The organism is Holdemania sp. 1001095H_141210_F2, from assembly GCF_015558105.1.
Classification (GTDB): Bacteria; Bacillota_I; Bacilli_A; order Erysipelotrichales; family Erysipelotrichaceae; genus Holdemania.
In genome coordinates this window covers 90,615-107,430 of record NZ_JADNPO010000010.1, presented here as the reverse complement: position 1 = coordinate 107,430, position 16,816 = coordinate 90,615, and the positions used below count along the sequence as shown (strand labels likewise).

The following is a 16,816-nucleotide window of genomic DNA, read 5'->3' as shown; positions in this document are numbered from 1 at the left end:
TTGTCCCTCCAGAAAAAGTTTGCAGACTTCGCTCGTCAGAGCGATAAATCAAAATATGTCGCTCCACATAAGTGAATGTAAGTGTATAATTAGGTTAGAACGGAGGGAATTTATGACTAACTTCGATTATTTGAAAGACGAAAAAGATTTTGATAGCTTTGTAGATATTGCGGTTGTCGCAGAAAAAACATTCAATATCGATGTTAGCTCATGTATTTTTAACTGCCGACGAGCGATGGAAGCGGCAATTAAATGGATGTATTCCGTTGATCGAGAATTGAAAGTTCCCTATCAGGATAATCTACATAGCTTGATGAATACTGATGCTTTTAGGGATATCGTGGGGACTGATTTGTGGAATCGATTAGAATTCATTCGCAGATATGGTAATAAAGCAGCCCATACCACAGATAAGAAAAGTGAAAACATAGCTAAAATATGTTTGTGTAACCTTTTCTACTTTATTGACTTTATTGCTTACTGCTATGGCGAAAATTATGAACAGAGAGATTATGATGAAAGCTTATTAGAAACTCAAAAGATAAGTGAACCCGATAATAAAGTACAAGATATTGAATTACAGACTCTGATTGAAGAAAATAAAGCCTTAAAAGCTGAATTAAGTGAGCGCAGAATTCAACAACAGGATACCTATGTTGCCAGGCCTTTGGATTTATCTGAGTTCAAAACAAGGAAGCTATATATTGATGCCATGTTAATTGATGCTGGATGGACAGAAGGCAAAGATTGGCTGAATGAAGTAGAGTTAACAGGAATGCCAAATAAGTCGAATGTTGGTTATGCTGATTATGTTTTATTTGATGATGCGCATAAACCATTAGCGATTATTGAAGCGAAAAAAACATGTGTTGATGTTTCTCAAGGAAGGCAGCAAGCCTCTTTATATGCTGATTTAATAGAAAAACAATATCATGTAAGACCCGTTATTTTTCTGACGAATGGTTTTGATACCCGAATTATAGATAATCAATATCCGGAAAGAAAAGTTTCATCTATTTATTCTAAGCGAGATTTGGAAAAACATTTCAACTTGCAGAAGATGAAATCGCATTTGAAGTATATTGATATCAATAAGGAGATTGCTGGGCGTTATTACCAGGAAAATGCGATTAAAGCAGTTTGCGAAGCTTTCGATGCCAGAAATAGAAGAAAAGCACTACTGGTCATGGCAACTGGTTCAGGTAAGACAAGAGTTGTTATCGGACTTGTCGATGTATTATTAAAAAACGGATGGGTAAAAAACATTCTGTTTTTAGCAGACCGTAATTCTTTAGTTATTCAAGCAAAAAGAAGTTTTGTTAATTTGCTTCCAGAATTGTCAGCGACGAATCTGGTTGAGGAGAAAGATAATTATAACGCACATGCGGTTTTCTCTACCTATCAAACGATGATGGGCTGTATCGATTCAATTAAAGAAGAGGGCAAAAAACTTTTCACTTGCGGGCATTTCGATTTAATCATATGCGATGAAGCTCATAGATCCATCTATAATAAATATAAGGATATATTCACGTATTTTGATGCACCGTTAGTGGGCTTGACCGCAACGCCAAAAGATGAAATTGATAAAAACACGTATGGAATTTTTGAACTTGAAAACCATGTTCCGACTTTTGGATATGAATTAGCTCAAGCTGTAAAAGATGGGTATTTAGTCGATTACTTATCAGTAGAAACAGATTTGAAATTTATTGTTGATGGAATTAGCTGGGATCAATTGAGCGACGAAGAAAAAGAAGAATACGAAAATACCTTTACGGATGAGAATGGAAATTTTCCAGAAAGGATTAGTCCTGAAGCGTTAAATGAGTGGGTGTTTAATGAGGATACTATAAAGAAAGTTTTGAGAACCCTATTTCATTATGGAATTAAAATTGATTATGGCCAGAAAATAGGAAAAACAATTATATTTGCTAAAAATCACAATCATGCGGAAAAAATATACGAAATTTTTAATAAAGAATATCCACAGTTAAAGGGATATGCAAAAGTAATTGACAATTATATCAATTATGCACAAACTGCGATTGATGAGTTTTCGGATGCTAATAAGCTTCCTCAGATAGCAATATCTGTAGATATGTTGGACACGGGGATTGACGTGCCTGAAGTAGTAAATCTTGTTTTCTTCAAAAAGGTAATGAGCAAGGCAAAATTCTGGCAAATGATTGGACGTGGAACCCGTTTATGTCCTGGACTGCTGGATGGGGAAGATAAAAAAGAATTTTATATTTTCGATTTTTGTGGTAATTTTGAATTTTTCAGAATGAATAAAGGGAAAGCTTCTGCGAATATAACCGCTATTCAAGGAGCGATCTTTAACTTGAAATTTGAAATTGTGTGGAAACTTCAAGCTATGGCTTATCAGACAGAGGAATTAAAAGTGTGGAGAAGTACTTTAGTTGATGAATTGGTGGCAAAGGTAAAAGAATTGGATCGTTCCAAATTTGATGTGCGCCAACATCTTAAATTTGTTGATTTTTACTCGAATCCAGAAAATTATGTAACTTTGACCTCTGATGATTGTTCAATGGTTAAAAATGAGCTTACACCGCTGATTCAACCTGATGAAGATGAGATCAGCGCAGTGCGATTTGATGCTTTAATGTATCAGATCGAGTTAGCGTATCTAATGAATAATCGGTATATGAAAGGGTATAGAGATTTAACTAATAAGGTTAAAGAAATTTCCAACGTAGCCAACATTCCGGAAATTCAGGTTCATTCAGACTTAATCAACAAAATCCTGCATACAGATTATTTGGACAATAGCGGAATTAATGAGTTTGAGGAAATCAGAGAAAAACTTAGAAGTCTTATGAAATACTTGCCAAAAGGAAAAATAAGTAAATATGATACTAATTTTGAAGATGATATTCTTTCTATAGAATGGCATGAGTCAGAACTTAATCAAACTAACTTGGAAAATTATAAAGCGAAGATTGAATATTATATTAAGCAGCATCAACAAGACAATCCAGCCATCATAAAACTCAAGTCCAATGAACCTCTAAATTCCAAGGATCTAAAGGATTTAGAATACATTCTTTGGATTGAATTGGGAACGCAACAAGACTATTATTCAGAGTTCGGAGATAAACCATTAGGTGAATTTGTCAGAGAAATTGTAGGCTTGGATATGAATGCCGCGAAAGGGGCGTTTGCGGAATATCTGGATGATGCGGAGCTGAATAGTAATCAGATTTATTTTGTCAATCAGATTATTGAATATATTGTAAGAAACGGTATGCTAAAGGATCCAGAAGTGCTTAAACATACACCGTTTACAGATAAAGGTACGATCCTTGAATTGTTTGGTAATGATTTAAACATGTTAAATGGAATTCAGAATGTTATTAAAAGAATCAATTCTAATGCTTTATCCTGAGATGCAAGTTCTAGGTCTAAGTAAGAATGCGTTATATCATTAAAGCTGGGATAAATTGCTGCCCAGCTTTTAAACTATTTGGGATTTTGATTCTCAGAGTAAATGATTTTATTAGATAATTGCTATTCTTTTGTTCGTAGATTTCGATATCAGATAAATTTAAAAAATTTGATAAGTTATGCCGGAACGGGAATATTGTTTTTCAATTCACTTTAAGCTATTAACAGCATATAAAATTGAGATGTAGAATTTTTTTGAAATTAAGAAAAGATAATTCCAGTAAAACAGATCAGACTACTCAAATCGTCTTGACATTAATGGACTATTGTAGTAGTCTTTATTTAACAAGAAGACTATTGAAGTAGTCTGAAAGGAGGACAGGATGAAATTATTCGATTCTGAATTAAAAATCATGGACGTCTTATGGCGGAAAGGCAAAACACCGGCGAAGGAAATTGCCGATGAGCTGGGCCAGAGTATCGGCTGGAATAAGAATACGACGTATACCGTGATCAAAAAATGTGTGGATAAGGGCGCGGTTTTGCGCACGGAACCCAACTTTCAATGTGAGGCGTTAGTCCGCCGGGAAGAGGTTCAGAAAGAGGAAACCGCGGAGCTGATCAATAAAATGTTCGGTGGAAGCGACGAGCTGTTCTTTTCTTCCTTCTTAAAGAATAAGGGACTCAGCGATGAAAAAGCCGACGAACTTCTGAAGCTGATCGAAAAGATGAAATGAGGAAAAAATCATGTGGATTGTTAAAATGAATATGCCGCTGGTGCTGATGAGTTTGGTCGGGGGCGGAATGATCGTCATCGTGGTGCTGCTCAAAAAAATATTCGGACGGTTTCTGCCGAAACGGTTGTTTCCGCTTTTATGGATCTGCGTCCTGATTCGTCTGCTTCTTCCCTTTTCATTATCGACGCCGTTCAATCTGACTTCACTGCCTGACTGGAAGCTGCCGGTATTCTTTGAACGGTTTGCGGAAAGCGCAGATGTGATCGTACAAGCCGGGACTGCCGGTCAGACTGCGGAAACAAGCGTAACCAAGGATCGGCAAATTGCTTATACAACGACTAACGAAGTCGCGCAGTCAGCGCTTCCGGCATTTCAATGGAATTGGGTAACAATTCGCATTGCCGGAACGCTGCTTTTGGGAGGATTTTTATTCTGGCGCTATACCCAGACGCGCCGCAAATTTGACGATAGTATTTTGATTGAAGACGATGAACGAGTCAGCTCCATTCTGGAAGAACGAAATGTGCGGGCGGAAGTATATCTCAACGATCAGATTGAAGGCCCGCTGGTTTCCGGCGTGCTGCGTCCACTGATTTTCCTGCCCGCGAGCCTGGATTTCCGGGATTCGGAACTGCTGCGGAACATCCTGCTTCACGAATGCGCGCATATCCGCCGCCGGGATAACCTGATGAAGCTGGCCGCATTGCTTGCGCTCTGTATCCACTGGTTTAATCCGCTGGTCTGGCTGATGGTCAACTGGATCAGCCGGGATCTTGAGGAAGCGTGCGACGAAACGGTGCTGACGATCCTGGATATCCAGCAGCGTCAAAGCTATGCCCGGGCGCTGATTCAGATGTCGCGCAAACGTCTGAAATTTGCCTGGAACTACTGTGCATTCAGCCGCAATGAAGTGGAACGCCGGGTCCGCAGCATCGCTGCCTATAAACCGTTGAAGAAAATTATGACAGTCAGTTGTCTGGGCCTGTTGGTCAGCTTTACCATGATCACCGCGGCGGCAGCCCAAACCCCGTTTTCCTCAGAGCTGTCGTCCATGTGTTCCAGCGCGGACTCCCGCTTTATGTTGGAAGCGGAACTGACGCGGGATCTCAATCTGCCATCGACGCAGGAAATCCGCAGCCGTGCCGATCAAGCCTTGATCCAGGTATTGCGCCAGAATCCGCAGGATGGCCTGAACGTCTTGAGAGAAAAAGCCGCAGCCGCGCTGGTTGCCGAATTTCACGCCGAGCCGCGGGCCTTCCATATTGCCGCTTATCTCAACTTAAGCGATGAGATACTGGATCAGGAATATCAGGAACATGAGCTGATCTATGACCACGAAGGCTATACTTACCAGGGAAAAAAGGTCAGAGTGATGGAGGACAAAATGGCCGGCCGATACTCAATGCAGAGCGATGGTCAGGTCGACGTCTATATTGAACGCGATGACCACGGCCAGATCGTTGATCTGAAAATCTACAGGGTTCAAGATTAACTTGTCTCTGATTCAGAAAGGACACTTTGGGACAGGAAAGAAAAAGTTTTACATCGGAGTTTTTACGCTGATTAATTTTAAGAAAAGGATAAGATAAAAGGATAAGATAAAAGAAAACCAGAATGCAGATTGATACGTACAATGACAAGGATACAAAGTCCGTATCATTATTTGGAAGCAACAGGCATTCTGGTTTTTATCATGATTTTAGAAAGATGAATTTCGCAGTCTATCGACACAAGTCAATAAGTTAAGTTTTAAGGTTTGCATGTCTTGCATGGGATATAGCCCATGTTGATCACTTCTTCTCGATCACCATGATAATCCCAACGATTACTGCTTTTTATGGTTTTGACGTGGCGGCAGCTTGGATAGTGAAATTTCATTGTATTTGTATTTAATACATAATCCGCACCCTCACTTTGATATCCTTGCTGACTTGAGGATTCCGATTCCAGGACAATTTGTTTTTCGCTGACGGCAACGGTAATATAATCTTCCAATCCATCACCTTCAACATGAATTTTGGTTGTCCCTGCAGCGACGCCATTGACATTGCCTTGAGAATCGACCGTTGCAATTTCTTCATTATCAGAATAATAGTTTAAATAAGAAGGTGTATTCCCGCCGCTTGAACCATACTGAACATAGGTGCTGACAGTATCTCCGATTTTGATTTGCCAGGCGTTGCTATAATAAGAAGTATTTGCGTATAATAAGAGGGTTTGAGGAGACTGTGCCGGTTCCGGCGTAGGCGCGGGAGTTGGAATCGGGGTAGACTTGACTGCCGGTGAAGGCGTTGGCGAAGGGAGCGGACTTGCAGCGGGCGAAGTGGATGAAGTTGGAGAACTCTCTCCAGCTTTCTGTTCCTGCTCCTTTTCTGCTCCGTTTGAAACGTTTTTTTCTTCTTTCTGCGATTCATTGAAATCGTTGACCGCAAGAGCATCGGGTTCCTGAGTTGCCTCAACTGTAGCGGCAGGTGTGGCAGCGGCGGCCGGTTTATCTGCGGAAGGAACATTGGAAAATAAGATCCCTGAAAAGAACAAAAGAAGCATAAGAACAACAGTCAGACTGGGCTTGACTCTGTATTTCTTCTTTATTTCTGCGATGGATTTGATCGGGGCAATGAACAAAGCTGCGAAAATGAACAGGACTGTTGCGAATAATCCACCTCCGGAAATAAAGTTGGCCAGAGCTATCAAGGCGATGAATGCAGCGAGAATTCCGGTAAAGCAACGTAAAAGGACGGGGCCTGGCGATGATTTCTTTTTCATGAAAATGAACTCCTTTCATAACGGCCTGGAATATAAATTTATTATATCATTAAACATTCGTTACTCTAATTAATTTGAAAGAAGCAGAGTAAATGAGTCCTCGTTTTGTAAAACAGGAAGAAAGTTGTTTCATTAGTGTGATCAAGGCTCAGAAAGAGGACTGATGAAAGGATGTCAAAAATAAATCAGCAAGCTGAAAAGAATAAAAAACAGGCATATTGCCTGATGTGATATCGGAAAACCCGCGGTTCAATTTTTTGATGTGATTTTCATTCTTTGATAATCATTTATCATTTTATCGGTAAAGCAGAATCGAAGGAAATAAGAACAAATACGGCGCCGTCAAAACCGCCAGAACCAACGCCGCTTTGCGCTTCTCACTGAGCGACCAGTCCAGCTTGCGGAAACTGATTTTGAGGTTGAAAAAATAAATCAGAGCCCCTGCTGTCGCCACTATCAGCGCAACAAGCAGAAATCCGGCAAAGTTGGAAAATGGATTAAACTGCATTGCGTAGGGAAACGGATCGCTCAAAACGGTGGAGAGGATAAGCAATATTGCGGCGCCGATGAAATCGGCCAGATAACCAAACGCAAAGATCCCAGGAAAGCTCTTTTTCCAGGCTGAAACGAAAGACTTATGATTCATTTTGCAGCCCAGGGCCAACACCAGCGAATCAATCGCGGCGTTCCCAAGGAATGTGATCAGGAAAAGCCAGGTGGAAGGAATAAACAAAAAGAACCAGATGGGAAACAGAATATTATAGAAGCGATCTTTTTTCATAAGCTCTCCTTTACTGAATCAGGCCATTGCGCCAGCTCTGGATTTTCAGCAGCGGCGTATCATTGCCTTGTGAAGATTCCGGTTATCTCTATTATATAAGGAAAAACGATGTGAAGGAAGAAGACCGGCGAAACGTAAGAAAATTGTAATGGGCCGGTATGAATCACTTACCTTTTTATGCCGGCAAGGAAACCAGAGATAAAAGTAACGTTTGACAGCCAGCCTCTTAATCCAGTATGATGAACGAAACAAGGCTGTCCGCTGCCGCCTAGGGAAAATGGATTTTGTCCGCTGGAAATAAGCGGAAGCGGCAAAGAGGGAAAGGAAGGATCTTATGGAAGCGATCGTTCGTGTCGTTGTGCATCTGGCCTGTTTTGCGCTGGCACTGTACGCCATGCAGGCCCTGAACTATGAAAAACTGATCCGCAAAGGGCGTGTCGTGCAGGCCCAGCTGCTGTATATTCTGACCGCGATGTGCATCGCTTTGTTAGCGGCGCAGTTTTTACTCAATCTCGTCATCAAGATCCATGTATAAACAAAAAGGACATGGACATACTCACCACTAGAGGTGAAATCCATGTATATGTACGAAAAGAAAAGTACCAAAGGCAAAGCAACCGCCGTGATCCTGATGACGATGATTCTGATTCTGATCTCCGGTTTCTTCATTGCCAATTCCACTTTATTCAACAACAAACCCGTCCTTCCGGTCAATCAGCCGGACGCCGTGGCTTCCCTGCATATCCCGGTCGTACTGCCGGCAGACGAAACCGTCGCCGCGCCGTTTGCGATCAACGCCAAGGAAGTCCTGCATTTCTTCGATAAAACAAAAAGCGAAGACGTGCTCAGTCAGGCCGTTACGGAATTTGAAGGCGTGTATCGTCCGAATCAGGGACTCGATTACGCGTATGACGGCAAAGTCTTCGAGGCCACGGCGATGCTTGGCGGAACGGTGACGGAAGTCAAAGAAGACGCGATGTTCGGCAAGAGCGTCACGGTGAAAACCGGGGAAGATCTGGAAATTACCTATCAGAGCTTATCCCAGGTATCGGTGAAAAAAGATCAGGTTGTCAATCAGAACGATGTCCTTGGCCTGGCAGGCGAAAACATCTATAACAAGGATCTGGGAATCCATCTTCATGTCGTGGTGCAGAAGGACGGTAAGCTGATTGATCCGGCAACGGTCATCGGCATGAAGCCGGCTGAAATAAAATAGCACTTCGGTGCTGTTTTTTTCTGACAGGTACGCGCTGCGATAGCCCTTGAAATAGTTACAAATTCATTAATTCTGGTGTTATTTTAAGGAGTTGTGTTATAATGTTTGTGTTTACACGAGATGCGGAGGTTGGTTTATGTTGTTTACCAAAGAAGTAGGTATCGACTTAGGTACCGCGAATACATTAATTTACGTTAAAGGAGAGGGCATCGTGTTGAACGAGCCTTCCGTTGTTTCATTAGATGCAGAAACGAAGAAGTGCCTGGCTGTCGGCCAGGACGCGAAGGAAATGCTGGGCAGAACCCCGGGCCGCGTCAGCGCGATCCGTCCGTTAAAGGATGGCGTCATCGCCGATTTTGAAGTCACCGAGCTGATGCTTGAGCATTTTATCCGCAAACTGAAACTCAAGGGAATGTTCTCCCGTCCGACGATTCTGATCTGCTGCCCGTCGAACATCACGTCCGTCGAACGCAACGCGATCCGGGACGCGGCTTACCGCTGCGGCGCCAAGCGCGTTTACATCGAAGAGGAACCAAAGGTTGCGGCGATCGGTGCGGGTCTGGATATCGCCAAGCCGACAGGCTCGATGGTTCTGGATATCGGCGGCGGAACGACCGACGTTGCGATTCTTTCCCTGGGTGAAATCGTCACCAGCACGTCCTTAAAGATTGCGGGCGATAAGCTCGACCGCGATCTGATCAAATATGTGAAGGAAAGCTATAAGCTCTTGATCGGCGACCGCACTGCGGAAGAAATCAAGAAGCGCATCGGCACGGCCTGGAGAGGCAGCCGCAGCGATTCGATGGACGTCAGTGGGCGTGACCTGGTCACCGGTCTGCCGCACACGATCACGCTGAATTCGGAAGAAACAGAACTGGCCATGCGCGAAAGCCTGCAGGACGTCGTCCGGGCCTGCCGTACAGTTCTGGAACAGACACCTCCGGAATTGAGTGCGGATATCGTCAGCCGCGGCGTAGTCTTAACCGGCGGCGGCGCGCTGCTGCAGGGGATCGATCAGCTGCTGATCAACGAGCTGAACGTTCCGGTGTATGTCGCTGAAAACGCGCTGTCCTGCGTGGCGGAAGGCACGGGCGTCATGCTTGAAAATCTGCATCTTGTTCGCTAGTAACCAACAATATCGCTGATTCAGCGATATTTCTTTATCGTAGTCTGGGGGTACTTTCAATGCTGCATTTGATTGAAGGCGCCTTTCCGTTCTTTGCGCTGCCGTTTGTGATTTCTCTGATCTGCGTACCGATTGCCAAGCGCATCGGATTCGCCTTAAAGGTGTACGCAGTGGAAAACAACCGAACGGTTCATCACGGAAAGATAGTGCAGATGGGCGGTCTGGCCGTTTTCGTCGCCTTTATGATTTCAATGGCCTGTTTTTTGAAGGCCGACTCGACCATCAACGGGATCCTGATCGGAGGCTCGGTGGTCTTTTTGGGCGGCTTGCTCGACGACATGATCAATTTGTCGCCATTAAAAAAACTGTTGTTTGAAGTCGCCGGGGCGCTGATCGCGATTCTGGTCGGCGGCATCGGCCTGACGTCGATCACCCTGCCGTTTGGCATTGAGATCAATATGATGCCGTTTTCCTTTCTTGTTTCGTTTATCTGGATTGTCGGCGTGACCAACGCGATCAACCTGATCGACGGGCTGGACGGCTTATCGGCAGGCATCTGCTTTATCGTCGTCTGCACGATCGGCTTCATCGGTTTCTTTATGGGACGCCGGGATATTCCGGTGATCTCCTTGATCCTGGCGGGTGCGATCGCCGGATTTCTGCCGTACAATTTCCATCCGGCGTCGATCTTCCAGGGCGACTGCGGGGCGTTGTTCCTCGGATTCACGCTGGCCTGTCTGTCGCTGCTGGGGTTTAAGACGACGACGTTCATCACGCTGGGCTTCCCGGTGATCATTCTGTTCGTTCCGATTTCCGACACGCTGATCGCAATGGTGCGGCGGAAGCTGAGCGGCAAGGGGATCATGCAGGCAGACCGCTCGCATTTGCATCACATCTTAATGTATAAGCTGAAACTGGGACACCGCAACACCGTGCTGGTGCTGTATCTGGTGACGGCGCTGTTTGGCGGCTGTGCCGTCTTGAGCTATTTTAATGAACAATGGGGCATGATCATGCTTGTGTTGCTGACGATTGTGGCCGAGATCTTTGTGGAAGCGACCGAAATGATCAATCCAAAGTGGCATCCGTTATTGGGACTGTGCCGGCGCCTGACGGGACATCCGAAGAAGAAGGCGTTAGTCGAGGAAACAGATCCGAGCGACGCCAGCGAAATCCTGAGTGAAACAGAGTCCGATGCGGAGCATACGGAAGCAAAGGATCAGGAAGAGAAGGGGCCGGCAAAGACGAAAGCCTCGAAAGAGGAAGAGCCATCGGATGAAAATGAAGCAGATTCCGAGAAGAACGAAGACCTGAAATAAAAGAAATAAAAAAGACACGGAATTGGAAGGGTTTGCGAACTTCATGAATTCCGTGTTTTTAAATGCATAAAAACTGTTTTTTTTACGGTGGGGAAAGACAGAAGAAAGGCAGAAGAAAGGCTAAAGAAAGGCAGAAGAAAGACAAGAAAGACTGTTAGCCGTCAGCCATTTTCGTTAAGCTTCAAACAACGCTTCGAAATAATGAATGAGATAATGATAAAACGGATGAATCAGAGCTGTCCGGGCGCTGTCCTGCGGATGCAGGGAGATTCTTAATTCGCGGGCACATTGCGGACTGGCTATCGGAATCAGCTTCACGTCTTCGCCGATGGCTCCCCAGGTATGTTCGGGCCAGAAACCGATGCCGCTGCCTGCCCCGATCAGATTGCGCACCGTTGCCGGGCTGTCGCTTTCAAAGATAATTTTCGGCTGAAAGCCTGCCGCCTGACAGAATTGATCGCAGATCTTCCGGAATTTCCGGTTTCCGGCCAGACAGATAAAGCCTTCTTCCTTTAACTCTTTTAAATCAATGGAGCTCAGCCTGCTGTAAAGGGAGGCAGAAGGAACCGCAAGCAGAATCGGTTCCCGGAAAGAAACGGAATTGTCCACTTGGTGCGAAACCGCCGGCAGTTCTGTCAGCGTATCGACGGATAAATCACAAATTTGCGTCAGTTCATTCTGCATGATGGAAAACAAGATTTCCGAATGATCATGTTTGTAGGCGATCACGGCGTCCGTCACAGCCCGGGAAGCCGCCAGGACATTGATGTGCAGCGTGCAGGCACTGCGCTGAGCCAGCTGCCGCATCTGCTCGGGGATCTGATCTAAAGCTGACAGAGGTTCGCGAAGCATACCGTAAAGCGCACGGCCATAGTCCGTCAGCACGATGTTGCGGCCGCGCGAGGCAACCAGGGGAATGCCGAGTTCATCCTCCAACCGGTGAATTGATTTGGTGATCGCCGGTTGTGCGACGTGCATCCGTTCTGCAGCCCGGGTCACGTGCTGAAGCTCGGCCACGGCGGCAAAATAGCGTAGCTGGGTTAACTCCATAATTCTTCCTCCTTTCATAACGGTTTGTTATTAATTCGATCAATATTAACTATTACTTATTATACATGAACGGTGCTATACTTGGAAAGTCTGATAGGGGGTTTTTTATGAATAAGGATTTAACCGTAGGGAAACCGGCGGTTGTGCTGTGGAAATATTCGCTTCCCCTTTTCGGGAGTATTATTTTCCAACAGCTTTACAACATTGCCGACAGCTTTGTGGCCGGCCGCTGGATCGGTACGTCGGCCTTGGCGGCCGTGGGAAATTCCTATGAAATTACATTGATTTATATCGCGTTTGCGTTTGGCTGCAATATCGGCACGTCAGTCGTTGTAGCGCGGCACTTCGGATCGAAAAATTATAACCGGCTGAAGACGGCGGTGACGACCTCGCTGATCACCAGCACGGTGATCGGACTGGCGCTGACCGGGCTGGGCTTGATCGGCGCGGACTTCCTGTTGAAGCTGATTCAGACGCCGGCGGAAATCTTCGGGGATTCGTTAGAATATCTGTTAATTTATCTGGGCGGCTTCCTGTTTCTTTTAATTTACAACATTGCGACGGGGATTTTTTCAGCGCTGGGTGATTCGCGGACGCCGTTTTATTTCCTGGCGGTGTCTTCCGTTACGAATGTGTTTGTCGATATTCTGTTTGTCGCGCAGCTGAACATGGGCGTGGCTGGCGTAGCATGGGCGACGTTTCTTTGTCAGGGCGTTGCGGCGGCCGCGGCGTTGACCGTCGTGTTGAAACGGCTGCAAAGTCTTCCGGAAAGCGGAAAGGCGCCGCTGTTTTCCACTGTTTGTCTGAGAGAGCTGACGCTGATCGCGGTGCCGAGTATCTTACAACAGGGCTTTATTTCCGTTGGCAATATCATGATTCAAAGCATGATCAACGGCTTTGGCATGGCGGCGGTGGGCGGCTATTCCGCGGCGGTGAAGCTGAATAATATGACGATCACTTCGATTACGGCGATCGGCAACGGGATGTCCAATTATACGGCGCAGAATGCCGGGGCCGGAATCCCGGAACGGATTGAAGCGGGACTTTCGGCTGGAATCAAACTGGCGGGGATGATCGCGCTGGTGTTCGCGGGGCTGTATCTGGCGGCCGGTCCGGCGTTTGTCGGCTTGTTTATCACCGACGGCAATCAGGCGGCCTTATCCGCCGGCGTGATGTTCTTGCGCATCGTTTCGCCGTTCTATCTGGTGATCGCGGTGAAGCTGATCGCGGATGGAGTGCTGCGCGGAGTGAATCGGATGAAGCTGTTTATGACGGCGACGTTGACGGATCTGGTTATCCGCGTCGTCTGCGCTGGTCTTTTCTCAACGGTTCTGGGGCTGGGCTTAACCGGAATCTGGCTGTCCTGGCCGGTTGGCTGGCTGATCGCAGCCACAATGTCGGTGTCCTTCTACCGTGCGGTGAAGCAGCAGCGCTTCGATATCCCGCAGGAAGCGATCCAGCCGGAAATGCCGGCCGAAGAAACGGCGGCGGAATGGATCGAAAGTGAAGCATGATCCAAACTGAGCCAGATCTGAAATAACGCTGTATATTCTGATTTTTGATCCATTGGGTCAAGATGGAAACCTGATGCAATGATTCAATCCCGCATCGGTGGTGAACGCTTTCTGGATTTGCGTTGCCGCCGGTAAAGGGGATTGGATCGGAAGTCAGGTTTTTCTTTTGGAACCGGATGAGGTTGAATTAATTTTTCTGCAATACTTGTGAGCGGCAGGCAGGGAAATTCGTATGCAGAAAAAAAGTATTCTCGCAAACCGAGAAGAAAGCAGGCAAAATGTGAAATCGGGCAACATTATAATCAGGAAGGTGAAGAATGATGAAAAACAACCTGATGCTTGAACGTCCGGCTTTGAATTTGTCGCCGATTTACAGTGAAGATCCTTCGCTCAAGGAACAGTGGGGAGCGTATCTCTCATTAAAGGAAGAAGAATTTTCCGCGCTGTCGGTCCGGCAGGCGCATTGCCATCTGGTCAGCGAAGCGAACTGGCTCAACCGCAAGGATGCCCGCAGCTGTGTCCAGCTGGGCGTGAAAGCGAAGATCGGTGATATCTGTTACATCGACTTTGGCCAGGCGTATCTGAATGAAGCGGGTTTTCAGCACTTCGGCGTGATCCTGTCCTTCTGCAATGGCAAAGCGTTCGTCGTGCCGATGACGTCCAATCCGGTAACCTATAAAATGGCGTATGATCCGATCGAATGTCCGAACGGCCGCCGGCATCTGATGCGGATTGGTCTGATCGAAGGCATGAAGAAAGAGTCGGTGCTGTTTCTGAACGACTGCAAATACATCAATACCGCCCGGATTATAGACGTCAAAGCGACGATCCCTGAAAACAGCGCGCTGTTCCGTCATATTGTCAACCGCGTCAAAGAATGCCTGATGCTTTAGAAATTGAAAAGAACTGGAAGATTCGACAGGGTTTTCAGCGAAGCTTTCTTACAATAGCCTTAAGAAGGTGAAAAACATGAGTCAGCTGACCCTAAAGAAGTCTACGGCATGGCTCCGGAAGTTTCATAGGAGCGATGGGTTTTTAGTTTTCAGTTTTTTCTTCACTGCGCTTTCATTTCGATCCGCAGTGTTTCTTTATCCCGGACTGGCCTTTTTCTATCAGCGCAACCGCAGGGAGGGAATGGCGGCGGCAATCGGCACGCTGGCTGGCAGCTGTTTCTCTGGCTTTGCCGGATTTTACTGTCAATTACTGCTGCTGGTCTTCTTCCTGCTGCTGATTTGTCTGATCCAGCTTTTGCGGCAGAATTTATTCGCGTGGTTTCCAATGATCTGCGGTCTGAACGTCCTGCTGGCCAGTCTGGCGACCGGAACGGCCTTCGCGCAGGGGTTGGCCGCGGCGGGGGCGGGGGTTCTGATCTGCCGCTTCACCCAGTCGGACTGGATGTGGATCGACACGGAATTCAAGCTCAGCATGATGATGCTGGGAATTCTCGGAAGCAGTCTGATCTATCCGATCATGACCATCTTTCCATTGGAAGGCGCATGGATGGCGTCGGTGCTGGTGATGGCATGTCTGGCCATGACGATGCCGGTGCGTGAATATCTGGCGTTGTGTTTAGGCTTGTTATTCTGTTTTCCCATCGGCAGTCATACGCCGGTCTGGTGCGCGGCGTTGTTATTGTTGAACATCCTGCGGCAGGATATGGGCTGGCTGCGCTTCTTAGGCTGGATGGTGCCGTTAATCTGGACCCGGCAGCCAGCCTGGTCGCTGGCTTCAGCGATCGTGATCTTTCTGGCGGCGCAGCAGTTCCCGGCCTCGCAGATCACGCAGCGCTGGGTGAGCGAGGAAAAACAGACGCTGAACGGTCAGCGGATCGAAGGCCGCAAGCGGACTTTACTGCACCAGCTATCGCAGTTTTCGCATATCTTTGATTTGATCGCCGATTATTTCAAACCGATTCACCCAAGTCAGTCGCGGATTCTGGAAGGGATGGCCGATGCACTGGATACCGTGGCGATGCAGATGAAGCAAAGCGTCGTGGATGACGAAGCGCTGAGCGATAAACTGGTGAATCTGTTGGAAGGGTATCACTTTGAAGTCAAGCGCGTCCATGTTCAGCAATGGGAGGAAGGTCCGCTGCAGGTAGTGATCGACTTCTCCCAGCTGTCGCACAGCGAATTGGAGGAAGTCGTCCTGCCTCTGATCCACATGGTCGTCGACCCGGATCTGAAGGTGACGCGGTTTCAGCGCAACCGGATTTTCTATACCGGCAGCCGGCTGGAGTTGTCGACCTCTCAGCCTTCAACATTGAAAACACGATTATTTACTTTAAAGAAGGATCCTGAGGTTTCCGGCGATACCAGCGCGGTGTTCCGCAACGGTCAGACAACGATCTGTACGATCAGCGACGGGATGGGCTGCGGCCCCCAGGCGGCCCGCAGTTCCCAATTTGTCACGCAGGTGCTGCAGCGGATGCTGAGCGCCAAGCTGCCGGTGGAAGCGGCGGTGCAAAGCATTAATGCCCTGCTTCATGCCGATCAGCGGGAGTTGTTCGCAACCTTGGATTTCCTGTGTTATGACCAACGCCGCCATCAGGCATTCCTGAGTAAGTCCGGGGCGTGTCCGACGTATCTGATCCGGGAGGATCAGATCATGGAAATCAGCGGCGAATCACTGCCGATCGGGATCATTCAGGAAATCGAAACGGATTGCTTTCAAATTGACTGTCAGGATCAGGATTGCTTTGTGATGAGCAGCGACGGCGTGGAAAAACAAGTGCTCGATCAGTGGATCCGCGGCGGCGATCCGGATCAGATTCTGCAGCGGATTGAAACCGGTCTGCGTGCGATGGAGGAAACCGGCTGCGCCGACGACGTGACCGTGTTAATCGCCCGTGTCAGCAAGCGCTGACGCGGGTTTTTCACATTTTGGACTTCAAAACAGA

General features: G+C 46.8%; 13 protein-coding genes. 10 read left to right on the top strand and 3 right to left on the bottom strand.

The window, feature by feature from the left end; genetic code table 11:
• Positions 1-112 precede the first annotated feature (112 nt).
• From I2G61_RS08540 to I2G61_RS08530, 3 genes are all read left to right on the top strand, one after another.
• Positions 113-3,409, top strand: coding sequence for a DEAD/DEAH box helicase family protein (locus I2G61_RS08540; protein WP_195548141.1), 3,297 nt, complete (start codon positions 113-115; stop codon positions 3,407-3,409).
• Positions 3,410-3,791: 382 nt separating this feature from the next.
• Positions 3,792-4,145 carry a BlaI/MecI/CopY family transcriptional regulator gene (locus I2G61_RS08535; RefSeq protein WP_006057941.1) on the top strand — a complete coding sequence of 118 codons (354 nt, stop codon included), beginning with the start codon at positions 3,792-3,794 and terminating at the stop codon, positions 4,143-4,145.
• 10 nt (positions 4,146-4,155) lie between these two features.
• Positions 4,156-5,637: a M56 family metallopeptidase gene (locus tag I2G61_RS08530; RefSeq protein ID WP_072685433.1), complete on the top strand. Its 1,482-nt coding sequence runs from the start codon at positions 4,156-4,158 to the stop codon at positions 5,635-5,637.
• Between the two features lie 257 nt (positions 5,638-5,894).
• Here I2G61_RS08530 and I2G61_RS16720 read toward each other — a convergent pair whose 3' ends face one another.
• Both I2G61_RS16720 and I2G61_RS08520 read right to left on the bottom strand, forming a co-directional pair.
• Positions 5,895-6,911, bottom strand: coding sequence for an Ig-like domain-containing protein (locus I2G61_RS16720; RefSeq protein WP_072685434.1), 1,017 nt, complete (start codon positions 6,909-6,911; stop codon positions 5,895-5,897).
• A 295-nt stretch (positions 6,912-7,206) separates the two neighbouring features.
• Complete coding sequence (locus I2G61_RS08520; RefSeq protein WP_072685435.1) at positions 7,207-7,692, bottom strand: hypothetical protein; 486 nt, start codon at positions 7,690-7,692, stop codon at positions 7,207-7,209.
• 334 nt (positions 7,693-8,026) lie between these two features.
• Between I2G61_RS08520 and I2G61_RS08515 the strand changes: the two genes are divergently transcribed.
• The 4 genes from I2G61_RS08515 to I2G61_RS08500 all read left to right on the top strand — a co-directional run bounded on the left by I2G61_RS08515 (position 8,027) and on the right by I2G61_RS08500 (position 11,353).
• A complete protein-coding gene (locus I2G61_RS08515; protein ID WP_072685436.1) occupies positions 8,027-8,227 on the top strand; it encodes a DUF1146 family protein in 201 nt (66 codons plus the stop codon).
• A gap of 42 nt (positions 8,228-8,269) precedes the next feature.
• Complete coding sequence (locus I2G61_RS08510; RefSeq protein WP_006057935.1) at positions 8,270-8,908, top strand: M23 family metallopeptidase; 639 nt, start codon at positions 8,270-8,272, stop codon at positions 8,906-8,908.
• Between the two features lie 136 nt (positions 8,909-9,044).
• The gene (locus tag I2G61_RS08505) at positions 9,045-10,034 is read left to right on the top strand and encodes a rod shape-determining protein (RefSeq protein WP_006057934.1); all 990 of its coding nucleotides are present in this window, start codon (positions 9,045-9,047) and stop codon (positions 10,032-10,034) included.
• 59 nt (positions 10,035-10,093) lie between these two features.
• A complete protein-coding gene (locus tag I2G61_RS08500; protein WP_072685437.1) occupies positions 10,094-11,353 on the top strand; it encodes an undecaprenyl-phosphate alpha-N-acetylglucosaminyl 1-phosphate transferase in 1,260 nt (419 codons plus the stop codon).
• A 174-nt stretch (positions 11,354-11,527) separates the two neighbouring features.
• On the opposite strand, the gene I2G61_RS08495 is transcribed toward I2G61_RS08500, so the two are convergent.
• Positions 11,528-12,403 (bottom strand): LysR family transcriptional regulator, encoded by an 876-nt coding sequence (locus I2G61_RS08495; RefSeq protein WP_072685438.1) that lies wholly within the window; start codon positions 12,401-12,403, stop codon positions 11,528-11,530.
• A 107-nt stretch (positions 12,404-12,510) separates the two neighbouring features.
• Here I2G61_RS08495 and I2G61_RS08490 point away from each other — a divergent pair, with 107 nt between their 5' ends.
• The 3 genes from I2G61_RS08490 (at position 12,511) to I2G61_RS08480 (ending at position 16,782) form a co-directional block, all read left to right on the top strand.
• On the top strand, positions 12,511-13,917 hold the full coding sequence (locus tag I2G61_RS08490; RefSeq protein ID WP_229100717.1) for an MATE family efflux transporter: 1,407 nt from the start codon (positions 12,511-12,513) through the stop codon (positions 13,915-13,917).
• Between the two features lie 317 nt (positions 13,918-14,234).
• Positions 14,235-14,810 carry a hypothetical protein gene (locus I2G61_RS08485; protein ID WP_229056704.1) on the top strand — a complete coding sequence of 192 codons (576 nt, stop codon included), beginning with the start codon at positions 14,235-14,237 and terminating at the stop codon, positions 14,808-14,810.
• 241 nt (positions 14,811-15,051) lie between these two features.
• Complete coding sequence (locus tag I2G61_RS08480) at positions 15,052-16,782, top strand: SpoIIE family protein phosphatase (RefSeq protein ID WP_072685440.1); 1,731 nt, start codon at positions 15,052-15,054, stop codon at positions 16,780-16,782.
• Positions 16,783-16,816: the final 34 nt, after the last annotated feature.